Genomic DNA, 23205 nt, shown 5'->3' on the forward strand with positions numbered 1-23205 from the left:
GCTCTACTGGCCCTGTTCCTGGTACTTCGCTTCGGTCTGGGCCTTCTGCGGCCGCCACCAGTCCTCGTTCTCCCGGTACCAGGCGATGGTGTCCTCAATACCGGCGTCAAAGTTGGAGAAGCGCGGTTCCCACCCGAGCTCGTCGCGGAGCTTGGCGGAGTCGATGGCGTAGCGCAGGTCGTGCCCGGGGCGGTCCACGACATGGTCGTAGGCGTCCGGGGACTGGCCCATGTGCTTAAGAATGAGTTCGACGACGTCCTTGTTGTTCTTTTCGCCGTCGGCCCCGATCAGGTACGTCTCGCCGATCCGGCCCTTGGCGATGATGGCCAGCACGGCCGAGGAGTGGTCGTTAGCGTGGATCCAGTCACGGACGTTCTCGCCCTTGCCGTAGAGCTTGGGACGGATTCCGTCGATCACGTTGGTGATCTGGCGCGGGATGAACTTCTCCACATGCTGGTACGGGCCGTAATTGTTCGAGCAGTTGCTGATGGTGGCCTGCAGACCGAAGGAACGCACCCAGGCACGGACCAGCAGGTCCGAACCTGCCTTCGTGGAGGAGTACGGGCTGGACGGGTTGTACGGAGTGTCCTCGGTAAACCGCTCCGGATCATCGAGTTCCAGATCGCCGTACACCTCGTCGGTGGAGATGTGGTGGAAGCGTTTGTTGTGCTTCCGGGCCGCCTCGATCAGCGTGTACGTACCGATGATGTTCGTGTCCAGGAACGGGCGCGGGTCATGCAGCGAATTATCGTTGTGCGACTCAGCCGCGTAATGAACCACCACATCGCATTCTGCGACGAGCCCGTCCACGACGTCCGCGTCTGTAATGTCGCCTTTGACGAACTTGAAACGGTCCTCCGCGAGACCCTCGAGGGACGCGAGATTACCGGCATAAGTCAGCTTGTCCAGCACCGTTACATGATCAAGCGTGTTTTCCAACACATAGTGGACAAAGTTCGAACCAATGAAACCGGCGCCCCCGGTAACCAGTAATTTCTGCATAACATTCATCGTTCCACAGCTACACGATTTGGCTGAATTTGTAACCACCGCGAAAATGTCCTTATGCGCGGAATAATCCTCGCCGGGGGAACCGGTTCACGTCTTCATCCAATCACTCTCGGAATCAGCAAGCAGCTGGTCCCTGTCTACGACAAACCGATGATCTACTACCCGTTGTCCACACTGATGCTGGCCGGCATCCGGGACGTCCTCATCATTACTACGCCGCACGATGCGGATCAGTTCCAGCGGCTCCTTGGTGACGGCAGTCAGTTCGGCGTCAATATCACCTACACCCAGCAGCCGTCCCCGGATGGGTTGGCCCAGGCGTTCGTCCTGGGGGCCGAGCACATCGGCGATGGCCCGGTTGCTTTGGTCCTCGGCGACAACATCTTCTATGGCCGAGGCCTCGGCACGCAGCTAGGACGGTTCGAAAACATCGACGGCGGCGCAGTCTTCGGATACCGGGTCCAGGACCCGTCCGCGTACGGTGTTGTGGAATTCGACGCGGAGGGCAAGGCAATCTCCCTTGAAGAGAAGCCCGCAAAACCGAAGAGCCACTATGCGGTGCCGGGCCTGTACTTCTACGACAACGATGTGGTCCAGATCGCACGCGACCTAAAGCCTTCTCCCCGCGGCGAACTGGAAATCACGGACGTCAACCGCGTCTACCTCGAACGCGGCAAGCTGCAGGTGGAAATCCTGCCTCGCGGAACCGCGTGGCTAGACACCGGAACCTTCGATGACCTCAACGCAGCATCCGAATTCGTCCGTACAGTTCAGCACCGCCAAGGCCTCTCCATCGGGTGCCCCGAAGAAATCGCCTGGCGTTTGGGTTTCCTCAATGACGATGAACTTCGGGAACGGGCCGCACCCCTCTCCAAGAGTGGCTACGGGAAATACCTTCTCGATCTGCTCACTGAAGGCCTCGACGCTGCAACAAACCGCCTTCAACTCGCCCAACGCTAAGGCGGGCTCCGGCCCCGACGCAGCGAACCACAAAGCAAGAGGCCCGCCGCTTGAACAGCGGCGGGCCTCTTTTGTTGCACATTGATCAATGGCGTCAAGTCACAGGGTCTGCGCAAAGTGTCAGACGGGGCTATGGAAGCTGGCTCAATCATCGAGGGGTTTCGACGGTTTCGACAGGCTCAACCACCGGCGCCGGTGAACTTGGGCTCGCGCTTCTCCTGGAAAGCACGGAAACCCTCGGCATAGTCTGCGCTCTTGCAGAGGCGTGCCTGCTCGGCGTTTTCCTCGGCCATGGCGTCCCACAGGCCCAGCCGCTGGTCGCGGATGTGCGCCACCAGCTCCTTGCTCGCCGTGAAGGCACCCGTGGCCCCGGCGGCAACCTTCGTCACAATTTCCCGGGTGTTGGGCAACAGTTCATCCGCCGGCATGGCCCGGCTGAACATCCCCTGTGCCACGGCCTCTGTCCCCGATATGAGCTCGGCAGTGTAGATCAGGTCAAGGGTCCGGTGCATGCCCAGCCGCTCGGTGAAGTACCAGTGCCCGCCCGAGTCCAGCGTCGCGCCCAGCTTGGCGAACGGGGAGCCGAACTTCGCGTTCTCCGCCACGTACACCACGTCCGTGGCCAGCAGCAGGCCCAGCCCCACCCCCAGGCAGGCACCGTGCGCGGCGGCGAACGTCGGAGCCGGGAACGCGCTCATTTTCTTGAGCAGCGGCTGCACCAGCCCGCCCAGGTACGCTTCGGCGTCGTCCGTTTCCGGCGTTACGCCCGAGATGTCCCTGCCCGCGCAAAAGGCGCGGCCCTCTCCCCTGAGCAGCAGCGCCCGCACCTCACCACGTGAGGCGGCGGCAGCGGCGTCGTCGTACGCCTGTGTTAAATCCGTGAGCGCCTGCTCGTCGAGGGAGTTCAGCTTGTACGGCGCGTCCAGGACCACTTCGGCGACGTTGTTGGCGATGGAGAGGGAGATCATGGGTTCCTTAGACGTCGAAGTCGACTGTTACGTCTTTGCTGGTGGGGTGGCTCTGGCAGGTCAGGACGTACCCTTTGTCCAGTTCATCCTGCTCGAGGGCGTAGTTTTCGTCCATGGTCACGGTGCCGGTGATCAGTTTGGCGCGGCACGTGCCGCACACTCCCCCGGCGCACGCGAAGGGCACATCCGGCCGGACCCGCAGCGCCGCGTTCAGGATCGATTCGCGGGCGTGCGTGGGGCTGGCCACCTCGCCCTGCAGGCCGTCCAGCTTGAACGTGATCTTGTACGTCTCCTTGGACTCGTCCACCACCACGGGACGGCCAGCGTTCCCTTCCGGGCGGTCCGGCTTCCCGGACGTGAAGAGCTCGAACCGCACGTGCTCCGGCTTCACCCCGCGCTCGGCCAGCGTGTCCCGGCACAGCTGCACCAGCTCGAACGGCCCACACAGGAACCACTCGTCCACATCGTCCGCGTGGATGGCGGTGCCCAGGAGCTGCTGGAGCTTCTCGGCGTCGATCCGTCCACTGAGCAGCGGCGCGATCCGCTGCTCCCGGGACAGCACGTGGTGGATGGCCAGCCGCTGCGGGTACCTGTCCTTCAGGTCCGCCAGCTCCTCCAGGCGTCAGCCACGCCCCACTGCGCTTAGTCCCCGCTGAGACTTGTCACGGACCAAGGATTCAACATAGGAATGCTGCAAGCCGGGTTCGGGTGTGCGTCAGATTTGTAGGTAGCTGTGCTGTGGCATGTTTCTGGGGCCGTGTGTAGTGGTTGGGCGGCTGTGGTCTGGTTGTGGTGGGTGCTGTCGTGTTGGCAGCGCAGGGTGATGATGCTGGTGGCTCCGGGGCCGGACCAGCGCATGCCGGAGAGTTTGAGGCGTTGGCCGACGATGGCATTGCAGCCGGCTTCGACGGTGCCGGAGCCGACGAACATGTCGGGCTTCAGACTCTTCCGCCCCTGCACACGTGATTGCCTACGTCGCGCCGTGGCCGCCTGGCGTCGGACGCTGACCCGCCTGAATCAGCCGAGCGCTGAAACTAGCGCATGTCAGTCCTCGGTCTGGCGCCCCATGAAGGCAGCCATTCCGGGCACCGTGAACTGAATAGAGCCATATTCGGGTGCATACACAACACCCTTGTCGATGAGTCGTGAGCGGATGACGGCAAGTTTGCTGGTCGACTTCCCAAGGCGTTCGGCGATTTTTCCAGTCGAGGAAGGGGTATCGCTGTCCTGGGCCATGGCCCTGAGGTAGAGGCGTTCTGCATTGGTGGCACGCTGCCATCTGGCCTCGAAGAAGCCATGGTCCAGGTCGTTGGTGCCGTGGCGGACTGCCACGTGCGCGTCGTCAGCGCTGATGATCTTCTCCGATGATGCTTCCCAGGCGGCACGTCCGTAGACCTGAAGGAAGAAGGGGTAGCCGTTCGCGGCAGAGAGCAGGAGTGACAGCGCATCAGGCGCCAAGGAGGCGCCGAGCCTGTTGATGGGCAAGGCGAGGGCTTCCGAGGCGGCCTCTTCGTTGACCTGGCCTATGGTCCTGTAGAGAAACAGCCGCTCACCATAGGTCCTGGCCTCCGAGATCTTGCCGGGCAGGTTGGGTAGGCCCGCACCGATGATGTAAAAAGGCCATCCGCGCTGGCCCGCAAGGTGCTGAACGGACAACAGTATGGTCAGGAGCTCTTCGTCCAGGTCTTGCATTTCGTCAATGAACAAGCCGAACCCGACCCTGGCTTTTCGCATCGCGAGTGATACATCCTCAACAAGTTCCTCGAGGTCGATGTCCAGGTTGCCTGAATCGGCGCGCCCTTGTTTGGTCGTCACCGACGCGGAGACGCCGGCAACCCCCAAACTCGCTGAGATGTTGCCGATGCTGTTCAAGGCATTATGCAGAAAGCTCCAGGCTGGCTTTCCGCGGAGTCTGCGCGCACCTACTTCAAGCTCACGGGCAAGCTTCGCCCGGGTGGCCTTTTTGCCGGCGTCCCCTGGTTGGGCTTCAAGCTGGATTACCAGCCAGTCGTTCCGTCGCGCGTGCTCTGCGAAGACGTTCAGCAGAACGGTTTTGCCCACTCCGCGAAGGCCGGACAGAACCATGCCCCGGTCCCCCACGGTGTTGGACTTGGCGCGTGCGACCAACAGATCGAAGGCATCGATCTCTCCATCACGGCCGACAAGCTCCGGAGGCCGGACGCCGGAGCCGGGGTTAAAGGGGTTCAGTGCTGGATCCATGCCCCAGTGATACTCACTTATAACGAGATATAACGCTTTTTGTTATAAGACCATATATTTCGTTACCAGCGGCGTGAGAACACCACGGCGTGAGCGTGTGCACTTCCGATGCCGCTAGGGAAGCGCCTCAAACGGGGCCTGGGCCGACTTCGACGACGTTGCACCGGTGGCAGTGACGGTGGTCGGGAAACCGGGGGGAGGTGCACTCTTCGGTACGCCGATTGTGGTGCTGAATGCACCTCGACCGTCAGCTTTCCCCTGCTTAACAAGCGTGGCGTGAAGATAAATAGCGACCGTCTCGTCCGGGTAGAAGTTCCGGCCACTGACACTAAGGGTCTCCCCGACCCGTGCCTGAGTCGGGGCAATCTCGATGCTCGCCGTTTCCTGGACCTGCCGCCTGATCATGTCGGCGCGGTTCCGGGATTCCTCGGCCGCAGACTTATCCACCGCCGAATCGGCCTCAGTCTGGGCAATCTTCAGGCAGTCGGAAACGACCTGAAGGGCAACTACCGTATTTTCCTGTTTCTGCTCCTCGTACGCCGCCTCGACGGATGCGTCCGCAACCACTTTGAAGGTTCCTCCGAGTTTTCCGCCCAGTTTTGTTGTCAGGTCGAACCCGCGCCCTTTAGTGCATTCGATGTACGTGATGGCCACTCCGCCCAGACACTGGCCGTTGTACTCTCTCGTGTTGCCGGTACAGGCCGGTCCCCCGCACGTGACCAGCATGGCGCTGACGGCAAACTGGACCAACAAGAGCGCAACCAGGCGGGAAGGCCTGCGCGCCTGTATCTTCGGCGCATCGTCACGGGCATCCATGGTTAACTCCGTCCTGACTGAATTTTCTGCAGCATGCAGCCGCCAGCCTGAGCTGAGTAGACGTGACTGCCCGTTACCGGTGCGTTACTGCTTCCGTGGCCTCCCGATGAATTTGGCGGCGCTAGAGCCAGCGTTCGACGTCGGCACGCATGTAGGCAAGCTGGTTCCTGAGTTCCGGCAGACTGCGCGCTGCCGTTTGCCACACGGTGTCGTTACGAATGGCCGCGTAGTCGTGCGAGAGCACATTCCGGAGTCCGCGCATCTGGCGCCAGGGTATGGCGGGGTACTGTTCACGAACTGGCTCCGGGATCCGGTCCGCGGCAGTATTCAGGTCGATAAAGATGGACTTCATGGCCTCGCGCGACCGCCAATTGTCAGGATCGTTGAAAGCAAACTCGCCCTCGTCCACGATCTGCTGTGCCCAGCCCAGCCGTTCCTCCATGTCGCCGATCAGCTGCAGGACCCGGTCCTTCGGAGCCGCCGTGAGGGAGAAGGAGGGATCCTTCTGCTCCCGAGGCACGAACTGGCCGCCCACGGGAATCTCTTCGGGGTGCCGGCTCACAGGGGAACTGCTTCGCTGAGGATGCGCTCCATTATCGGGCCCCCCGAACCCGACGGGACGATGTCCACCTCCACGCCGAGCAGGTCAATCATGTCCAGGCGGAAACCGGACAGGTCGAAAAGCGTTGCGTCCGGCTCGAGGTCAACCAAGAGATCGACGTCGGACTCCGGCGTGTCCTCGCCCCGTGCCAACGATCCGAAAACGCGGATGTTGTGTGCTTTGTACCTGTGGGCGATCTCCAGTGTCTCGCTGCGGTGTTCAGCGAGGATCTCAGAGGGCCGGCGCCGCAATACCTTCATGATCCGGCCAAGGGTTTCGGGCCGCGGGATGCGCTTCCCGGATTCATAGGCTGAGAGATTCGGCTGGCTGACGTGCGATAGTTCCGCGAGCCGCTTCTGGCTAAGCCCGGCACGAACCCTTTTCTCGGCTATCTCGCTGATCATAGGTCAAGTATATCGGGGCGATATACGTCTGGGGCTGGCCTCGGCATACTGGGGCCGTCTACAGCGGTGCGCCAGATCTGTCACAACCGCCAGTAAAGGGTGAATGGGCAATATCTGGCACAAACGGGGTCTGGCCGAGTATGGTCAATATATGTCACAAACTCCGTTTTACCGGGCCGTGGACGCCGTCTCACTCGGGCGGGCCATCAGTGATGCCCGCAAGGAGGCCTCGCTGACCCAGCAGGACCTGGCCGACCGGCTCGGCACCGCCCGCCGGACCATCGTCCGGCTCGAGCATGGCGAAGCTGTCTCCGTCGTCGTCGCCATGAACGCCATCCGGGCGCTCGGCCGCGACGTCGCCCTGATCCCCCGGTTCGCGAAGCTGCAGGTGAAGCCATGAGCCCGAGGAACAAGAGCCTGGAGGTGTTCCTCAACGGGGAACACGTCGGGGTCCTGACCGGATCCGGCCTGAAGATGTCCTTCCGGTACGACCAGAACATCGTCGCAGAGTACGGTGCCTCCTCCATCCTGCTGTCCTTGTCGCTGCCGATAAACCGGAAGAAGATCGACGGCGCCGCGGTGTACAACTACTTTGACGGGCTTCTGCCCGAGGGCCAGGCCCGTTCGCACATCGCAGCAGAGAACGGACTCTCGACCCCGGATGCCCTGGGGCTGCTGGCCGTCCTGGGCGCCGACTGCGCCGGCGCCGTCCAGGCCCTGCCCGCGGACACGTCCCCGGACGGCCCAGCCGGCTCCCGGCCCATGACAGTTGACGAGGTCGCCGGCGTCGTCGAGGCGCTGCCTAGCTGGGACCTGCCCGATGACTTCGCGATCACCGCCTCGCTGGGCGGCATCCAGTCCAAGGTGCTGCTGAGCCGGCACGGGGGCGGGTGGGCCTGGCCGGGCCGTGGGGCAGTGTCCACACACATCATCAAGCCGGAGCCCCTGGACTCGCCGGTCCCGCACCTGCTCGCCTCCGAAGACTGGGCGCTCAAGGTGGCTGCGGCCGCCGGCCTGCCCGCCGCCGAAGCCCGTCTGGAGACGTTCGGGTCCCGCCAAGCGATCGTGGTGACCCGGTACGACCGGACTCCGGACGGCGGCCGGCTGCACCAGGAGGACTTCACCCAGGCCCTGGCACTGGCCAGCACCTCCAAGTACGAAACCTCCACGGCCCCGCCGTCCCGGCTGACCCAGCTCGCAAAAGCCGCGGCACCGCACACCAGGGACGACCGGGAATTCCGGCGCGCGCTGCTGCGGGCTATCACCTTCAACCTCGTGATCGGTAACGGGGACGCGCACTCGAAAAACTACTCGATGCTGCTTCGGGACGGCGGCGAAGTGATGCTCGCCCCGCTCTACGACGTCGCCCCCACCCTGCTGCTCTACGCACCGAGCAACAACGCAGGCCATCTGGTGGGCGGCCAATCAAGGCTGAACTACCTCACCCTGGACCACGTCACCCGGGAAGGTGCCGCGTGGGGCATGGACGCCGGGGATGCACGGGAGACCGCGGCTACCGTGCTGGAAGCCGTGGCCGCGGCGGCGGCCGCGGTGCCCGCGCCGGAGAAGATTGGCTTCCTGAACGAACTCGTCGCCGCGCGGGCCGGCGAACTGCTCGAGGGCAGGACGGCCCGCCGTGCACTTGCCGGTCAGGCGCCGTCGGGCACCTGAGGTTTCGGACCAAGCAGGATTAGATTTCCCTAGGTCATAGGTGAACCTTACAAAATCGTTGGTAAAAAATTCATTTGATTTCGATGGCTCAATCATCGGGGGCTTGGTCTCGACAAGCTCGACCACCGGGGGATTTCGACAGGCTCCATCACCGACCTTTGAACGCCGGTGCGCGCTTCGCCTGGAAGGCCCGGAACCCTTCGGCATAATCATCGGTTTTACATAGCCGGGCCTGCTCGGCGTTTTCCTCGGCCATCGCGGCCCACAGGCCCAGCCGCTGGTCGCGGATGTGCGCCACCAGCTCCTTGCTCGCGGTGAACGCGCCCGTGGCACCCAGCGCCACCCTGCCGACGATCTCACGCGTCTGGTCCAGCAGCTCGTCGGCGGGCATGGCCCGGCTGAACATCCCCTGCGCCACGGCCTCAGCCCCGGACATGAGCTCGGCCGTGTAGATCAGGTCCAGCGTCCGGTGCATCCCCGGCCGTTCCGTGAAGTACCAGTGCCCGCCCGAATCCAGCGTCGCCCCCAGCTTGGCGAACGGCGAGCCGAACTTCGCGTTCTCCGCCACATACACCACGTCCGTGGCCAGCAGCAGGCCCAACCCCACACCCAGACAGGCACCCTGCGCGGCGGCGAACGTCGGCGCCGGGAACGCGCTCATCTTCTGCAGCAACGGCTGCACCAGCCCGCCCAGGTACGCCTCGGCGTCGTCCGTCTCCGGCGTCACGCCCGAAATGTCCCGGCCCGCGCAGAAGGCGCGGCCCTCTCCCCTGAGCAGCAGCGCCCGCACCTCACCGCGCGAGGCGGCGGCAGCGGCGTCGTCGTACGCCTGCGCTAAATCCGTAAGCGCCTGCTCGTCAAGGGAGTTCAGCTTGTACGGCGCGTCCAGGACGATTTCGGCCACGTTGTTGGCGATGGAGAGGGAGATCATGGGTTCCTTAGACGTCGAAGTCGACGGTGACTTCTTTGCTCGTGGGGTGGCTCTGGCAGGTCAGGACGTACCCCTTGTCCAGTTCATCCTGCTCGAGGGCGTAGTTTTCGTCCATGGTCACGGTGCCGGTGACCAGCTTGGCCCGGCACGTGCCGCACACTCCCCCTGCGCACGCGAACGGCACATCCGCCCGGACGCGGAGCGCGGCGTTCAGGATCGATTCGCGGGCGTGCGTGGGGCTGGCCACCTCGCCCTGCAGGCCGTCCAGCTTGAACGTGATCTTGAACGTCTCCTGGGACTCGTCCACCACCACGGGACGGCCGGCGTTCCCTTCCGGGCGGTCCGGCTTGCCCGACGTGAACAGCTCGAACCGGACCTGCTCCGGTTTCACCCCGCGCTCGGCCAGGGTGTCCCGGCACAGCTGCACCAGCTCGAACGGCCCGCACAGGAACCACTCGTCCACATCGTCCGCGTGGATGGCGGTGCCCAGCAGCTGCCGGAGCTTCCCGGCGTCGATCCGGCCGCTGAGCAGCGGCGCGATCCGCTGCTCGCGGGAGAGCACGTGGTGGATGGCGAGGCGCTGCGGGTACCTGTCCTTCAGGTCCGCCAGGTCCTCCAGGAACATCACGTCCATGGCGGCCTTGTTCGCGTAGATCAGGTCAAAACGCGTCTCCGGGTTGGCCGCCAGCAGCGTCCGGGCGATCGCGATCACCGGGGTGATGCCGCTCCCGGCCGCGATGGCCACAAACGTGCCCGGCTCCCCTGCCAGCTCGCCAGCGATTTCCTGCGGCCGGTTCATGGAGTTCATGACGTTCTGCTCCACGGCCTTCCCGTCCCGGCCGTGCTTGGACACAAACGCACCCATGGGGCTCATGACGTCCAGGGTGTCCCCCGCCTTCAGCTCCGCATTGGCCCACGTGGAAAACAGCCCGCCCAGGTCCTGCTTCACCGCCACCCGGATCTCGCTGGACCCGTCCGGGAAGCTGCGCGGCTCGGCACAGATGGAATAGCTGCGGCGCACCTCATGCGGCTCGCCATTCTCATCCGCCAGCGTGGTGCGCAGGGCCACGTACTGGCCCGGGCGATCGTTGCCTGGTTCGAAATCACGGGCGCCCCACCACCCTGACCGGCAAAGGAAATCACTACCCAAAATGAAGTCAAGAAGGACCGTGATCTGCAGCCTCGATGCCTCGCATGCCTTCCGAGCGCCAGCAATTCACTGCGCTCAGCTTCCGAGCCAGTCCGACAGGATGCAGTCCGACTGAGATTAAAGCTTGTAGCTATGCCATCGAGTGATGGGCATGCTCATCCGGCCTGATGCGCATGCCCATCACGTCATGCGCATGCTCACTGATCCGGACCGTCAGGACGCGCGTCAAACTCACAGGAATCTAAAGGGCCAAGTAAGTGCAAACAGAAGAATTGAAGGACATTGTCCGGAAACTGCCGTCCTGGTTCAAGATCCCAACACCTTTGACCTCTACATTGACCATGGGGTCAGCGGCGCCAGGGCAGCGCGGCCGCAATTCGACAAAGCTCTTGATGCACTGCATAAGGGCGACACCCTGGTGATCACCACACTGGACCGGTTGGGACGTTCCACCGCCAACATGCTGGAGCTGGCCACCGTGCTGCGAAAGCGAGGGACCGGTCTTCATGTGCTGAATCTTGGCGGCGGGGACGTGGACACCGGCACCCCGATGGGCGGCATGGTCTTCACTGTCATGGCAGCCCTGGCGCAGATGGAACTGGAGATTAAACGGGAACGGATCACCGATTCAGTGTCCAAGCGCCGGGCCGCCGGCAGGGACCTGGGCGGGCGCCGGGAACGGTTCACTGACAGCCAGATCAAATGCCCGCCGCCTGATCGAGGCCGGCCAGCCGGCCACCCAGGTTTCCCGGGACCTCGGCATGTCCCGGGCGACCCTGTACCGACGCATGGGCAACCCTGTTCACTTTTTATGAAAATTCAATTATAGTGAATGTTCAATCAAGGTGAACAGAGGAGGGGAGATGCTGGAAAGCCGTATCAACATCATTGTTCAGCATCTGACCCAGTACGGCATCGACGTACGCGTGGAAGACTCCGGTTGGACCCGCCCCGCGTTCGAGTACCCGCTTCTCACGCTGCAGCGGGAGGCCGAACGCCAGAAGTTTGTGATCCTGGATGATGCTCTGGCGCAACGAGTCATTCCCTTCGAGGATCAGGCCAAGCCCCTGATTGCCCAGGGCTACATCGACGAAAAGCAGGCCAGAGGATACCGGGCACAGAATCTGAATTTCGTGGATGAGGCCGGTAATGCCTTCATTGCGTTCGGGAACGTCTATGTCGACGTACGAGGCCGCCGTGTGAGCCGCCGAACCCCCGAGAGGAAGGACGCAGGGGCCGGCGTTTCCGCTTCGGGAGTGAATCTGTTCAGCGCACGCAGGTCGCGTCTGCTGTTCGTTCTGCTGACCTGGCCATACGTGCCGCGCCTGACGATCAGGGAGATCAGCACGCTGTCCGGGGTTTCAGTGGGTCTTGCCCAGGAGACTCTAAAACTCTTACAACGAGAGGAATATCTCTCAGTCGGGCCCGGCCCCCAGCTGTTGAGGCAACGCGAGCTCTTCGAGCAATGGGTCATGACCTATCCTCATCAATTGGCCCCTCGGCTGTCGCTGGAGGCCTTCAGATCATCTGAACCGGGTCTTCACGGACCATTGGCGCCAGGGATGGAAGTCAGCGGAGAAAGCGCCCTTCCCGAACTGCTGAATCCATCAAGCCTGACCGTCTACGTCGAAGAGTTCACACCCCGCATGGCCGTCGTCAATAAGTGGCGCAGGGATGAGCATCCGAATGTCTTCGTCAGACACAAGTTCTGGACGGATCCGAGCAGCCTCGACATCGAAGCCCCGACAATGGCCGGGAACCTGCCGACCGTTCCCAGCACACTCGTATACGCCGATCTGCTCGCCAGCGGAGAACCCCGACAGCGCGATGCCGCCCTAATACTGAAGGAGCACGATGAGCGACTTCTCCGCATATTCCGCTCATGAGTTCGGCCCCTTATGCACTGTCCTGCGGAGCGTTATGGACATCACCGCCAAACCGGGAGAGCCGATCATGCTTGTCGGCGCTTCGGCACGTGACCTTATCCACCGGGGTTTGGGATTTGACTCGGAGCTAGCCAGCACCACGGACATAGACATTGCCATCGCCGTTGCGGACCGTTTCGCCTACCAATCGGTCGTAACGAACCTTGAACCCGAGGGAGACACCCGGATCCGCTTTCGCATCGACAAGTGGTCCGTGGACCTCATACCCTTTGGAGGGATCGAGAACCCCTCGGGAACAGCCGTTCCCCACCCTGACGGACAGACCGTCGATGTCTTCGCATTTCAGGAAGTCCTTGACGGAGCCGAACTGTACCGGTTGCCTGAGGGCATTGAAGTTCGGGTGCCGACGGCCGCCGGATATGCCGCCTTGAAAATCAAGGCCTGGGTGGACAAGGGAGCCCTGGGATGGACGAAGCATGCCCGGGACCTCAGCTACGTATGTATGTGGTACCAGAACAGTCCTGGCCTCAACGACTCCCTCTACGACTACGAAAAGGACGCCGACCTTTTCGAGCTGGCCAACTTCGACCAGGATCTGGCCTCCACATATCTGTTGGGCAGACACATCCGCGCCACCATCGGGGACGACCTTGCCGACCAGCTGGGGACCCTCTGGAACCCCGCCAGCCGGAAACTCATGGCATCATCTGAACGAAACGACAGATTCCTCCCCTCGGCGAAGGCCCGGGACTATGACACCAGACTTCAGTATTTCGACGCGATCCACGCCACACTCTCAGCTGTCCAAAGCCCCGGACACGACGATTGACCTGACAGTTCGGATTCCTTGATCTGCCTGGTTTCAGTCCCTGTAACCATCACCAGCGAAAGTCGTCTTGCGCGGTTCGAGGGTCATAAAAGGCCGAAGTCCCTTTTCCTGAGAAAAACCCAGGGTGAGACGCATTGGTGAGATGAGCCTGGGTTTTGGAACCGCCGCGAATGCTGGGCTTCGGCCGGGCCCCGCTTGGCCGGCCCTCCGGTCCTGATAAGGGATCCTTTTGACAGGACTTGGACTCTTGGGCGTAGAAACCTGGCGGCTTGATCGCTCCGAGGCGGCTTCCTGTGGCGAGCTCTAGCGGTCAATGCAACCCACCGAAGACGGGGGAGTGATGCAACGACCGCTAGAACTCGCCTAAGGGATGAAGGCTACGTTGAGCTGGTGGGCAAATTTCACCGACCTTTGAAGACTGGCGCCCGCTTCTGTTGGAATGCCCGAAAGCCCTCCGCGTAGTCATCGGTCTTACAGAGCCTTGCCTGCTCGGCGTTCTCCTCGGCCATGGCGTCCCACAGGCCCAGCCGCTGATCGCGGATGTGCGCCACCAGCTCCTTGCTTGCTGTGAATGCGCCCGTGGCCCCGGTGGCAACCTTCGTCACAATTTCCCGGGTGTTGGCCAACAGTTCATCCGCCGGCATCGCCCGGCTGAACATTCCCCGGGAAACGGCCTCGGCACCGCTCATCAGCTCTGCCGTGTAGATCAGGTCCAGCGTCCGGTGCATGCCCAGCCGTTCCGTGAAGTACCAGTGACCGCCCGAATCCAGCGTGGCGCCCAGCTTGGCGAACGGCGAGCCGAACTTTGCGTTCTCCGCCACGTACACCACGTCCGTGGCCAGCAGCAGGCCCAGCCCCACGCCCAGGCAGGCGCCGTGTGCGGCGGCGAACGTCGGCGCCGGGAACGCGCTCATCTTCTTCAGCAGCGGCTGCACCAGCCCGCCCAGGTACGCTTCGGCGTCGTCCGTCTCCGGCGTCACGGCCGAAATGTCCCGGCCCGCGCAGAAGGCGCGGCCCTCTCCCCTGAGCAGCAGCGCCCGCACCTCACCGCGGGAGGCGGCGGCAGCGGCGTCGTCGTACGCCTGCGCTAAATCCGTAAGCGCCTGCTCGTCAAGGGAGTTCAGCTTGTACGGCGCGTCCAGGACGATTTCGGCCACGTTGTTGGCGATGGAGAGGGAGATCATGGGTTCCTTAGACGTCGAAGTCGACGGTGACTTCTTTGCTCGTGGGGTGGCTCTGGCAGGTCAGGACGTACCCCTTGTCCAGTTCATCCTGCTCGAGGGCGTAGTTTTCGTCCATGGTCACGGTGCCGGTGACCAGCTTGGCCCGGCACGTGCCGCACACTCCCCCTGCGCACGCGAACGGCACATCCGCCCGGACGCGGAGCGCGGCGTTCAGGATCGATTCGCGGGCGTGCGTGGGGCTGGCCACCTCGCCCTGCAGGCCGTCCAGCTTGAACGTGATCTTGAACGTCTCCTGGGACTCGTCCACCACCACGGGACGGCCGGCGTTCCCTTCCGGGCGGTCCGGCTTGCCCGACGTGAACAGCTCGAACCGGACCTGCTCCGGTTTCACCCCGCGCTCGGCCAGGGTGTCCCGGCACAGCTGCACCAGCTCGAACGGCCCGCACAGGAACCACTCGTCCACATCGTCCGCGTGGATGGCGGTGCCCAGCAGCTGCCGGAGCTTCCCGGCGTCGATCCGGCCGCTGAGCAGCGGCGCGATCCGCTGCTCGCGGGAGAGCACGTGGTGGATGGCGAGGCGCTGCGGGTACCTGTCCTTCAGGTCCGCCAGGTCCTCCAGGAACATCACGTCCATGGCGGCCTTGTTCGCGTAGATCAGGTCAAAACGCGTCTCCGGGTTGGCCGCCAGCAGCGTGCGGGCGATGGCGATCACCGGGGTGATGCCGCTCCCGGCCGCGATGGCCACAAAGGTGCCCGGCTCCCCTGCCAGCTCGCCAGCGATTTCCTGCGGCCGGTTCATGGAGTTCATGACGTTCTGCTCCACGGCCTTGCCGTCCCGGCCGTACTTGGACACAAACGCGCCCATGGGGCTCATGACGTCCAGGGTGTCTCCCGCCTTCAGCTCCGCGTTGGCCCAGTTGGAAAACAGCCCGCCCAGGTCCTGCTTCACGGCCACCCGGATCTCGCTGGACCCGTCCGGGAACGTGCGCGGCTCGGCGCAGATGGAATAGCTGCGGCGCACCTCATGCGGCTCGCCGTTCTCATCCGCCAGCGTGGTGCGCAGGGCCACGTACTGGCCGGGCAGGTAGTCGAACTGTCCGGCGAGCTCCTGGGGCACTCCGAAGGTCACCTCGATGGCGTCCTCGGTCAGCCTTCTTACCTCGGTGACGGTCAGCGTGTGGAAGGACGGACGACGGCGGCCGCTGGCTAGCGCCGATTCGGCGGCGGTCTGGCGCACAACAGGCATGGGATTCCTTACAGGACTTTGAAGTAGTCGAACGGTTCCAGGCAGTCCTTGCAGACGTACAGCGCCTTGCAGGACGTGGAGCCGAACCGGGTGAGCTCCTTGGTGTTCAGGCTGGAGCACTGCGGGCACTTGACGGCCATTTGGAGGCGGATGGGGCCGTGGTGGCCGCCGGCTGCTGCCATGCCCGACGGCGGTGCGATGCCGTACTCCTGCAGCTTCGCCTTCCCTGCCTCCGTCATCCAGTCGGTGGTCCAGGCCGGCGCGAGCACCAGGTCCACCTCTGCTGTGTAGCCTTCCTTGGCGAACGCTGTCTTCAGGTCGTCACGGATGGCGTCCATGGCCGGGCAGCCCGAGTACGTGGGCGTGATGGTGACCCTTACGCTTTTCCCCTCGGCCTGCACGTCGCGGAGGATCCCCAGGTCCTCGATGGTGAGCACGGGAATTTCGGGATCGCAGACGGTGGCCGCGATGTCCCAGGCCTGCTGCTGCTGTGTCCGCTCGGGCGCAGCGGTGGCCACGGCGGTCACCAGCTTGCTCCGGGGTACTCGCGCGCCAGCACCTGCATCTCCGCGAGGAGGTAGCCCAGGTGCTCGGAGTGCCGGCCATGCCGCCCGCCGCCGGGGGCAGCCGGCACGTCCGGCACCTCCAGCTCCGCTTCGTCGAAGATCTCACCGGTCAGGCGGTCAAAGTCCGCTTTCAGCGTGGAAGGCTCGACGGCGGCGCCCGACTCTGCGAGGCGCGTGGTCAGCTCGTCGTCCTCGAAGAGCTCGGCGACGTAGGGCCACATCTGCTTCAGGCCCTGGATCATCCGTGCACGGGATTCCTCGGTGCCGCCGGCCAGGCGGAGCACCCACTGGGCACTGTGGTCCCGGTGGTAGTCGACTTCCTTCACGGCCTTCGCAGCGATGGCCGCGAGCGTGGCGTCGCTCGACTGGGTGAGCCTGCGGTACAGCTCGAACTGGTAGTAGCTCACGATGAACTGGCGGGCGATGGTGGCCGCGAAGTCGCCGTTGGGCTGCTCAAAGATCGCGGCCGACCGGAACTCATGCTCGCGCCGGAAGTACGCCAGCTCGTCCTCGGACTTGTCCCAGGCGCCGCCCGCGTAGGTGAGGAAGCTCCGGGCGTGGCCCAGCTGGTCCAGGGCGATGTTGCCCAGGGCCACGTCCTCCTCCAGCTCCGGGCCGCGGGAGATCCAGTGGCCCAGCCGCTGCGCGAGGATCAGGCCATCGTCTCCGAGGCGCAGCGCGTACTCGGCCACGTCCTCGGTGGGCTTGGCCAGGCCGGTGCGGACCTCGAGTGCGATGTCCTCCGGGCGAAGCGCATTGCCGGGGGTGATGCGGGTGGCCGACGCAGGGCCCACGCCGACGAGGGCCCCGCTGCGAGCTTGCGAGCTGTGGGAGTCGGTGGGGATCACAGGTGCTTCACCCCTTCGCTCTTGGTGTAATACGTGGCGTGCCGGTAGTCCTTGCCCTGCGGGGACTCGAAGAACGAGCCCTTTGCGTCCGGATCGCTGGCGGCGATGGCATCGGCCGGGACCACCCAGATGGACACGCCCTCGTTGCGGCGCGTGTAGAGGTCGCGGGCGTTGCGCAGGGCCATGGCGGCATCCGGCGCGTGCAGGGACCCGGCATGAACGTGGGACAGGCCGCGGCTCGACCGGACAAAGACCTCCCACAGGCCCCAGGCATTGCGGTCGGTCGTTTCGGCTGGGGCCACGCCGACAGGGGTCCCCGGCCGAGCTTGCGAGGTTGGGGAGTCGGTGGGGATCATGCTGCGTATTCCTTTATCTTCGCTGACTGTTTCATTGCGTACGCCGCGGCTGCGTCGCGGACCCAGGCGCCGTCGTCGTGCGCTTCCCTCCGGCGCTCCAGGCGCTGGGCGTTGCAGGGGCCGCGGCCGGCGAGGACTTCGTGGAATTCATTCCAGTCCAGCGGGCCGTGTTCCCACTTTTTGGTGTCCTCGTGGAAGCGGATCTCGCTGTCCGGGAGGGTGAGGCCCAGTACGCGGACCTGTTCCACCATCATTCCCACGAAGCGGCTGCGGAGTTCGTCGTTGCTGAAGCGCTTGATGTTCCAGGCCATGGACTGCTTGGAGTTGGGCGAATCGTCGTCCGGCGGGCCGAACATCATCAGCGCCGGGGCGTACCAGCGGTCCACGGCGTCCTGGGCCATCTGCTTCTGCTCCGGGGTGCCGTGGGCGAGTTCCAGCAGGATCTCGAAGCCCTGGCGCTGGTGGAACGACTCTTCCTTGCAGACGCGCACCATGGCGCGGCCGTAGGGGCCGTAGGAGGCGCGGCACAGCGGCACCTGGTTGCAGATTGCTGCGCCGTCCACCAGCCAGCCGATGGCACCCATGTCCGCCCAGGTCCGGGCCGGGTAGTTGAAGATGGACGAGTAGCGGGCCTTGCCGGCGATGAGGTCCGCCATCATCTTGTCCCTGCTTTGGCCGAGCGTCTCCGCCGCCGAGTACAGGTAGAGCCCGTGGCCGGCCTCGTCCTGGACCTTGGCCATCAGGATGGCCTTGCGCTTCAGGCTCGGGGCGCGGGAGATCCAGTTGGCTTCCGGCTGCATCCCGATGATCTCCGAGTGCGCATGCTGGGAGATCTGGCGCAGGAGGGTCTTGCGGTAGGCGTCCGGCATCCAGTCTTTTGGTTCAATGCGGGAATCCTCGGCCATGACGCGGTCAAAGTTGGCCCGACCGTCTGCTTCTTGGCTGTCCGCGTTGCGCTGGGCGTTGGCTTCCATGGTTACTCCTCTGCACCTGCCTGGATTTGGTCCGATTTATTTACCGACCGTTCGTTCAGGATATGCGGCGAGTGCGGAGGGCGTCAAGGAGGGGCCTGGGGTTGACCCCTAAAGCATCCGGGAACATCGGTGGGAGGCGATCCAGCCGGACCGCCGCCCCGGGCAGCGCCGGCCCGTCCGAATCCCACGTTCCGTCCGCCAGTACGCCGCCGTTGCCTGGTCTCGCTCCATTTCGTGACACAAATGCGCCGGTACGCTGTTCTGCCTCATCGCGGCCATAGACTGGTCACGCTCGGCCAAGTAATGGACGGGCACGAATTTCGGACACGAGTCGTTCCGAGTCGTTGATCGCGGTTGTGGGGGCATCGTGGTTTTGCCCTCACACCTGTCTCAGGTGGGATAGTGGGGGCGTCTTGAACCGTCAGCTTGGCAGTAAGTACATTCTTGAAGACAGCATCGGCCGGGGGGCCATGGGTGAGGTCTTCCGGGGGCACGACCATCAGGGCACCGCCTTGGCGTTCAAAGTTCTGCATCCGGACCTCGCAAGCGATGCCGACGTCGTGGGCAGGTTTGTCAAAGAACGCGGCATCCTGGAAGCGCTCAAGAGCCCCAATCTGGTGGGCGTGGTGGACCTTGTTGTTGAGGGCGCAACCCTGGCAATCGTCATGGAACTAGTGGACGGACCGGATCTCCGGTCATACCTCAGCCAGCGCGGAACCCTCGCCCCGTCCGAAGTGTGCCGGATCGGCTCTGCCGTGGCCACGGGCCTGGCAGCAGTCCATGCCGCCGGAATAGTCCACCGCGACATCAAGCCGGAGAACGTCCTCATGAAGGACTCTGATAGCCACGCCCTTCCCAAGCTGACAGACTTCGGCATTTCCTCATTGGTGGATACCGAACGCGCCCGCAGCACCATGCTGGTGGGAACTCCCCAGTACATCGCCCCGGAAGTCAGCGAAGGCCACGATGTCACGGCCTCGTCGGACCTGTATGCCCTGGGCATCATGCTCTACGAACTGGCCTGCGGGGTCACGCCCTTCGCCGGCGGTTCGGTGATGGCAGTGCTGCGCCGGCACAGCGATGTTCTTCCCGGCCGCCCGGACTCCCTTCCGGACGAACTGTGGGACCTCATTTCGTGGCTGCTGAACAAGCAGCCCGGACAGCGTCCGCCCACTGCCAGGCAGGTAGCCACCATCCTTGACGCGCTGGGCCCTTCCCTGACCAATTTCCCTCCGGGCCAGGTTCTGACAGAACCGCCGGCTCCTGTCACCGGCCTCCAGTCCGGTGTGACCATGGCAGTGCCGTTCACCCAACTGCCCGCCACGTCGGCACTTCCGCGCCAGGGCGCGCCGGACAGGCCCGCTGCCCTGCCGCTTCCCCCTGCGCCTGCGCCGGCAGCTGCGGCCTCAGTGCCCGACAAGCCAAATAAGAAGCGGCGTCTGGTGATAATCGCCGGAATCGCGGCGGCCGTGCTGGCTGTTTCCGCCGGCGCATTCACGGCCGTCAACGCGCTGAGCGGCGCCGGCAAGGACGCAACGGCAAGCGAGACCGCTGTGGCGTCGCAGTCGGCCACCGCAACATCTTCCATTTCGCCTTCAGCATCTGCCTCCGCGCAGAGCACTTCGTCCGCCAGTGCCAGCGCGGCTGCGTCGGCATCGGGCTTCGTGAATGTAGTGGGCAAGCTCCTGCCTGACGCACAGAAGACCCTGGGCACTTCTGTAACCGTGCAAGTGGTGGACAAGTATGACGCCACCAAGCCTGACGGCACGGTGCTGGCACAGGCAGCGGTGACCGGGTCGACGTCGCGCATTGAACTGACGGTGGCGCGCTCGGAAGTAGTGGCGTACCTGGCAGACCGGATCCCCGTCAGCGGCCGCTGGGGCAACTTTGAACCGGCCGTCACTATCTCCGGGACCACATACGCGCACAGCGTTGCCGCGCAAACCTGCGGCTACAACTCGGGCGAATCCGTTGAGTACAACCTGGGCCGCAACTACCAGACGTTCAATGCCACCGCTGGCTTGGGGGATGGCTCCCAGGACAGTACGGCGGTGGTCCTGGTGGAAGTCTTCGCCGACGGCCGCAAGGTGTCGAGCCAATCGGTGACGTATGGTCAAGCGTTCCCTATCAACGCTGACATGACGGACGTACTGCGTATGAAGATCCAATGGCAGCCAACCTCGTGCAACAAGAACAACGGCTCAGCGAACCTTGCGCTGGGCAGTGCGAAGCTCCTGGGTCTGCCTGGCCGCGTACCCGTACCCACTACGGCACCGTGATGACAGCAGCGGGAACCCATCTTGAAGTCCGCTTCGGCGTCCGCTCCTGGGTACTTGCGCCGGGCGATTCAGCCCGGATCGGGCGGGGCACCGAGGTGGAAATCAGCGTCCCGGAGCCGTCCGTTTCGCGGATCCATGCCTTCGTCCACTACGACGACGGTTGGTGGATCCAGGATGAGGGGAGTGCCGCCGGGCTCTGGGTAGGAGGCAGGCACGAGCCCCATGCCAGGATCGACGCCGCCACCTTCGCCCATTTAGGCAATCCAGAGTCGGGTGCACCCGAGGTCACCCTGACGCTGCGCGCGCCCGAGCGTGCGCCCGCCGCTTTCGCGGCCGGTCCTGCCCCGGCAATGCTCACGGCAGGGACTGTGCGGCTGGGCCGCGGCGCGGGGAACGACGTCGCGATCTCCGACGTAATGGCCTCGCGGAACCACGCGGTTCTTCGTCCGGCCGGAATGCAGATCCTGGTTGAAGACCTGGGCAGCCTCAACGGCACCTTCCTTAACGGCCGGCGCGTTTCCGGAGAGGCCACCGCCCAGCCTGGCGACCGGCTCACGATCGGCAATACCGACTACCGGATCGCCATGGCCGGCACGGGCCTGACAGTCGAGAAAGTTCCGGACGGGGAAGGCCTGCGGCTGGATTCGGTTGGCTATGAGATCCGCGATGGACGCAAGGCTAAGGCGCTGCTCCGGGACGTCGACTTCGCCTCCGCCCACGGACGCCTGCTGGCGGTCATCGGCCCGTCGGGTGCCGGAAAATCCACGCTTATGAGCGTCATGACCGGCGCCAACCGTCCGACGTCGGGCAGCGTCCGTTTCGATGACCAGGACATCAACAAGAACTACGAAGCCCTCCGCACCCGGATCGGGTTTGTCCCGCAGGAGGATATCCTGCACCGGACCCTGACCGTCCGGCAGGCCTTGGAGTTCGCCGCCAGGCTTCGCCTGCCCGCGGATACAACTGCCGAAGAGCGCCGCGCGCAGATCGACAGCGTCCTGGCGCAATTGGGTCTGGTGGAGCACGCCGGAACGAAGGTCAGCAGGCTGTCCGGCGGGCAGCGAAAACGTGCGTCCGTGGCCCTGGAGCTGTTGACTGAACCCTCACTGCTGATCCTGGACGAACCCACGTCCGGGCTGGACCCCGCCATGGACAAACAGGTGATGGACACGCTGCGGCAGCTCGCCAACGCAGGGCGCGTGGTGGTGGTAGTGACGCACAATGTGGCCAACCTGGGGGTCTGCGACCAGGTGATTCTCCTAGCCAAGGGCGGATTGCCCGCCTACGCGGGGCGGCCCGACACCATCCTGTCCCACTTCAAGACGGCCGACTGGGCCGGTGTGTTCAAGAAAGCCTCCGAGGAAGCGGACGAGCTTTACGGAAACTTCCGCAAACTGAACCCTGCCGAGCCTAACGTCCACCCGGAGCCCTCGGACGTGGCGACAGCACCACCGGCAGCAGCTGCTCCGCCGACGACGTCCCGCATCCGCCAATTGCGGGCGATCATCACACGGCAACTGTTCCTACTCTGGGCAGACAAGGGCTACTTCATCTTCCTGACGCTTCTGCCCCTCGTTCTGGGCGGCCTCGCATTAGTGGTTCCCGGCACTAAAGGCTTCGGCACACCCACGCTAAAAGAAATAGGCGAACCCAGCCAACTTCTCGTGGTACTGATTTTCGGGTCCGCGTTTATGGGAATGGCGCTTTCCGCCAGGGATTTGGTCAGCGAAAGAGCTATTTTCCGTCGCGAGAATGCAGTCGGCTTGCGCCCTGGACCTTATCTTCTTGCTAAATCAATTGTCTGCACCGTTGTGTGCTTTATTCAGTCTGCCGTGATGACGGGAATTGTCTTGGTTGGGAAGCCCGCGCCCGACAATTATCTGGTGTCCGAAATTCCGGGACTGGAAATCTTCTTCGCCATTGCCCTGACGGCCTGCGTGTGCAGTTTCCTGGGGCTGGCCATGTCCGCCTGGGTCCAGACCTCGGAGCAGGTGATGCCGCTGCTGGTTGTCACTGCCATGGCCATGCTTGTCCTCGCCGGCGGCCTGATTCCCGTCACTGGCCGGGCCGGCCTGGAGCAGGTCTCCTGGCTGTCCCCCACCCGCTGGGGCTTTGCCATCGGGGCGCAGTCCATTGATTTGAAGGCGTTGGTGCCCACCACCGAGGATGACTGGCTGTGGACCCACTCGCTCAAGCGTGCAGGCCTCGCCACGGGGGCGCTGCTGGCGCTGGGGGCCTTCTCCTGGATCCTTGCCTGGGCGCGGCTGATCAAACTGCCGCGGAACAACGGGTAGCGGCATTCCGT

The 23205-nt window shown here is 64.0% G+C and carries 21 protein-coding genes and 2 pseudogenes; 8 read left to right on the forward strand and 15 right to left on the reverse strand.

All coding sequences use genetic code 11. The annotated features are described in order from the left end of the window. Window positions 1–3: 3 nt before the first annotated feature. Window positions 4–1002 (reverse strand): dTDP-glucose 4,6-dehydratase, encoded by a 999-nt coding sequence (rfbB, locus tag ACQCSV_RS16330; protein WP_426938810.1) that lies wholly within the window; start codon window positions 1000–1002, stop codon window positions 4–6. Window positions 1003–1065: 63 nt separating this feature from the next. Between rfbB and rfbA the strand changes: the two genes are divergently transcribed. Next, a complete protein-coding gene (gene rfbA / locus ACQCSV_RS16335; RefSeq protein ID WP_426938811.1) occupies window positions 1066–1971 on the forward strand; it encodes a glucose-1-phosphate thymidylyltransferase RfbA in 906 nt (301 codons plus the stop codon). A 179-nt stretch (window positions 1972–2150) separates the two neighbouring features. On the opposite strand, the gene ACQCSV_RS16340 is transcribed toward rfbA, so the two are convergent. From ACQCSV_RS16340 to ACQCSV_RS16365, 6 genes and pseudogenes are all read right to left on the reverse strand, one after another. After that, a complete protein-coding gene (locus tag ACQCSV_RS16340; protein ID WP_426938812.1) occupies window positions 2151–2939 on the reverse strand; it encodes an enoyl-CoA hydratase/isomerase family protein in 789 nt (262 codons plus the stop codon). A 7-nt stretch (window positions 2940–2946) separates the two neighbouring features. Next, window positions 2947–3558: pseudogene (locus ACQCSV_RS16345) on the reverse strand (2Fe-2S iron-sulfur cluster-binding protein); the annotation flags it as partial. A 425-nt stretch (window positions 3559–3983) separates the two neighbouring features. Next, complete coding sequence (locus tag ACQCSV_RS16350; RefSeq protein ID WP_426938813.1) at window positions 3984–5159, reverse strand: ATP-binding protein; 1176 nt, start codon at window positions 5157–5159, stop codon at window positions 3984–3986. 114 nt (window positions 5160–5273) lie between these two features. Next, the gene (locus ACQCSV_RS16355) at window positions 5274–5975 is read right to left on the reverse strand and encodes a hypothetical protein (protein ID WP_426938814.1); all 702 of its coding nucleotides are present in this window, start codon (window positions 5973–5975) and stop codon (window positions 5274–5276) included. Window positions 5976–6096: 121 nt separating this feature from the next. After that, on the reverse strand, window positions 6097–6537 hold the full coding sequence (locus ACQCSV_RS16360) for a HepT-like ribonuclease domain-containing protein (protein WP_426938815.1): 441 nt from the start codon (window positions 6535–6537) through the stop codon (window positions 6097–6099). After that, complete coding sequence (locus ACQCSV_RS16365; protein WP_426938816.1) at window positions 6534–6980, reverse strand: helix-turn-helix domain-containing protein; 447 nt, start codon at window positions 6978–6980, stop codon at window positions 6534–6536. Before ACQCSV_RS16365 ends, ACQCSV_RS16360 begins: the two co-directional genes overlap by 4 nt. Window positions 6981–7131: 151 nt before the next feature. Between ACQCSV_RS16365 and ACQCSV_RS16370 the strand changes: the two genes are divergently transcribed. Together ACQCSV_RS16370 and ACQCSV_RS16375 are read left to right on the forward strand one after the other, a co-directional pair. After that, the gene (locus tag ACQCSV_RS16370) at window positions 7132–7380 is read left to right on the forward strand and encodes a helix-turn-helix transcriptional regulator (RefSeq protein WP_354155297.1); all 249 of its coding nucleotides are present in this window, start codon (window positions 7132–7134) and stop codon (window positions 7378–7380) included. Beyond that, a complete protein-coding gene (locus ACQCSV_RS16375; RefSeq protein WP_426938817.1) occupies window positions 7377–8651 on the forward strand; it encodes a type II toxin-antitoxin system HipA family toxin in 1275 nt (424 codons plus the stop codon). Before ACQCSV_RS16370 ends, ACQCSV_RS16375 begins: the two co-directional genes overlap by 4 nt. A 148-nt stretch (window positions 8652–8799) precedes the next feature. Here ACQCSV_RS16375 and ACQCSV_RS16380 read toward each other — a convergent pair whose 3' ends face one another. Both ACQCSV_RS16380 and ACQCSV_RS16385 read right to left on the reverse strand, forming a co-directional pair. After that, window positions 8800–9582 carry an enoyl-CoA hydratase/isomerase family protein gene (locus ACQCSV_RS16380; protein ID WP_426938818.1) on the reverse strand — a complete coding sequence of 261 codons (783 nt, stop codon included), beginning with the start codon at window positions 9580–9582 and terminating at the stop codon, window positions 8800–8802. Between the two features lie 7 nt (window positions 9583–9589). Beyond that, window positions 9590–10732 carry a 2Fe-2S iron-sulfur cluster-binding protein gene (locus tag ACQCSV_RS16385; RefSeq protein WP_426938819.1) on the reverse strand — a complete coding sequence of 381 codons (1143 nt, stop codon included), beginning with the start codon at window positions 10730–10732 and terminating at the stop codon, window positions 9590–9592. Between the two features lie 325 nt (window positions 10733–11057). Here ACQCSV_RS16385 and ACQCSV_RS16390 point away from each other — a divergent pair. The 3 genes and pseudogenes from ACQCSV_RS16390 to ACQCSV_RS16400 all read left to right on the forward strand — a co-directional run. Further along, window positions 11058–11547 (forward strand): annotated as a pseudogene (locus ACQCSV_RS16390) (recombinase family protein); the annotation flags it as partial. Window positions 11548–11595: 48 nt separating this feature from the next. Next, on the forward strand, window positions 11596–12618 hold the full coding sequence (locus tag ACQCSV_RS16395; protein WP_354224828.1) for a type IV toxin-antitoxin system AbiEi family antitoxin: 1023 nt from the start codon (window positions 11596–11598) through the stop codon (window positions 12616–12618). Further along, a complete protein-coding gene (locus ACQCSV_RS16400; protein WP_354224830.1) occupies window positions 12587–13447 on the forward strand; it encodes a hypothetical protein in 861 nt (286 codons plus the stop codon). The genes ACQCSV_RS16395 and ACQCSV_RS16400 overlap by 32 nt, the downstream gene beginning before the upstream one ends. Window positions 13448–13848: 401 nt before the next feature. On the opposite strand, the gene ACQCSV_RS16405 is transcribed toward ACQCSV_RS16400, so the two are convergent. The 6 genes from ACQCSV_RS16405 to paaA are packed head-to-tail and all read right to left on the reverse strand — an operon-like array spanning window position 13849 to window position 18621. Next, window positions 13849–14631 (reverse strand): enoyl-CoA hydratase/isomerase family protein, encoded by a 783-nt coding sequence (locus ACQCSV_RS16405; RefSeq protein ID WP_426938820.1) that lies wholly within the window; start codon window positions 14629–14631, stop codon window positions 13849–13851. Between the two features lie 7 nt (window positions 14632–14638). After that, window positions 14639–15877 (reverse strand): 1,2-phenylacetyl-CoA epoxidase subunit PaaE, encoded by a 1239-nt coding sequence (gene paaE, locus ACQCSV_RS16410; RefSeq protein ID WP_426938821.1) that lies wholly within the window; start codon window positions 15875–15877, stop codon window positions 14639–14641. A gap of 8 nt (window positions 15878–15885) precedes the next feature. After that, complete coding sequence (paaD, locus tag ACQCSV_RS16415) at window positions 15886–16404, reverse strand: 1,2-phenylacetyl-CoA epoxidase subunit PaaD (protein ID WP_354224640.1); 519 nt, start codon at window positions 16402–16404, stop codon at window positions 15886–15888. Further along, window positions 16401–17291 carry a 1,2-phenylacetyl-CoA epoxidase subunit PaaC gene (gene paaC / locus ACQCSV_RS16420; protein WP_426938822.1) on the reverse strand — a complete coding sequence of 297 codons (891 nt, stop codon included), beginning with the start codon at window positions 17289–17291 and terminating at the stop codon, window positions 16401–16403. The genes paaD and paaC overlap by 4 nt, the downstream gene beginning before the upstream one ends. Beyond that, window positions 17288–17647: a 1,2-phenylacetyl-CoA epoxidase subunit PaaB gene (gene paaB / locus ACQCSV_RS16425; RefSeq protein ID WP_354224638.1), complete on the reverse strand. Its 360-nt coding sequence runs from the start codon at window positions 17645–17647 to the stop codon at window positions 17288–17290. Before paaB ends, paaC begins: the two co-directional genes overlap by 4 nt. After that, complete coding sequence (gene paaA / locus ACQCSV_RS16430) at window positions 17644–18621, reverse strand: 1,2-phenylacetyl-CoA epoxidase subunit PaaA (protein ID WP_354224636.1); 978 nt, start codon at window positions 18619–18621, stop codon at window positions 17644–17646. The genes paaB and paaA overlap by 4 nt, the downstream gene beginning before the upstream one ends. A 413-nt stretch (window positions 18622–19034) precedes the next feature. On the opposite strand from paaA, the gene ACQCSV_RS16435 reads away from it, so the two are divergent. Beyond that, window positions 19035–20900, forward strand: coding sequence for a protein kinase domain-containing protein (locus ACQCSV_RS16435; RefSeq protein WP_354155288.1), 1866 nt, complete (start codon window positions 19035–19037; stop codon window positions 20898–20900). Next, window positions 20900–23194 carry an ATP-binding cassette domain-containing protein gene (locus ACQCSV_RS16440; RefSeq protein WP_354155287.1) on the forward strand — a complete coding sequence of 765 codons (2295 nt, stop codon included), beginning with the start codon at window positions 20900–20902 and terminating at the stop codon, window positions 23192–23194. Before ACQCSV_RS16435 ends, ACQCSV_RS16440 begins: the two co-directional genes overlap by 1 nt. Window positions 23195–23205 lie beyond the last annotated feature (11 nt).

The organism is Pseudarthrobacter sp. S3 (assembly GCF_050156905.1).
In the GTDB taxonomy this organism is placed as follows: Bacteria; Actinomycetota; Actinomycetes; order Actinomycetales; family Micrococcaceae; genus Arthrobacter.

Coding starts and splice junctions, on each gene's coding strand:
- rfbB (WP_426938810.1), bottom strand. CDS start 1,002: ATGCAGAAATTACTGGTTACCGGGGGCGCCGGTTTCATTGGTTCGAAC.
- rfbA (WP_426938811.1), top strand. CDS start 1,066: ATGCGCGGAATAATCCTCGCCGGGGGAACCGGTTCACGTCTTCATCCA.
- ACQCSV_RS16340 (WP_426938812.1), bottom strand. CDS start 2,939: ATGATCTCCCTCTCCATCGCCAACAACGTCGCCGAAGTGGTCCTGGAC.
- ACQCSV_RS16350 (WP_426938813.1), bottom strand. CDS start 5,159: ATGGATCCAGCACTGAACCCCTTTAACCCCGGCTCCGGCGTCCGGCCT.
- ACQCSV_RS16355 (WP_426938814.1), bottom strand. CDS start 5,975: ATGGATGCCCGTGACGATGCGCCGAAGATACAGGCGCGCAGGCCTTCC.
- ACQCSV_RS16365 (WP_426938816.1), bottom strand. CDS start 6,980: ATGATCAGCGAGATAGCCGAGAAAAGGGTTCGTGCCGGGCTTAGCCAG.
- ACQCSV_RS16370 (WP_354155297.1), top strand. CDS start 7,132: ATGTCACAAACTCCGTTTTACCGGGCCGTGGACGCCGTCTCACTCGGG.
- ACQCSV_RS16375 (WP_426938817.1), top strand. CDS start 7,377: ATGAGCCCGAGGAACAAGAGCCTGGAGGTGTTCCTCAACGGGGAACAC.
- ACQCSV_RS16380 (WP_426938818.1), bottom strand. CDS start 9,582: ATGATCTCCCTCTCCATCGCCAACAACGTGGCCGAAATCGTCCTGGAC.
- ACQCSV_RS16395 (WP_354224828.1), top strand. CDS start 11,596: ATGCTGGAAAGCCGTATCAACATCATTGTTCAGCATCTGACCCAGTAC.
- ACQCSV_RS16400 (WP_354224830.1), top strand. CDS start 12,587: ATGAGCGACTTCTCCGCATATTCCGCTCATGAGTTCGGCCCCTTATGC.
- ACQCSV_RS16405 (WP_426938820.1), bottom strand. CDS start 14,631: ATGATCTCCCTCTCCATCGCCAACAACGTGGCCGAAATCGTCCTGGAC.
- paaE (WP_426938821.1), bottom strand. CDS start 15,877: ATGCCTGTTGTGCGCCAGACCGCCGCCGAATCGGCGCTAGCCAGCGGC.
- paaB (WP_354224638.1), bottom strand. CDS start 17,647: ATGATCCCCACCGACTCCCCAACCTCGCAAGCTCGGCCGGGGACCCCT.
- paaA (WP_354224636.1), bottom strand. CDS start 18,621: ATGGAAGCCAACGCCCAGCGCAACGCGGACAGCCAAGAAGCAGACGGT.
- ACQCSV_RS16440 (WP_354155287.1), top strand. CDS start 20,900: ATGACAGCAGCGGGAACCCATCTTGAAGTCCGCTTCGGCGTCCGCTCC.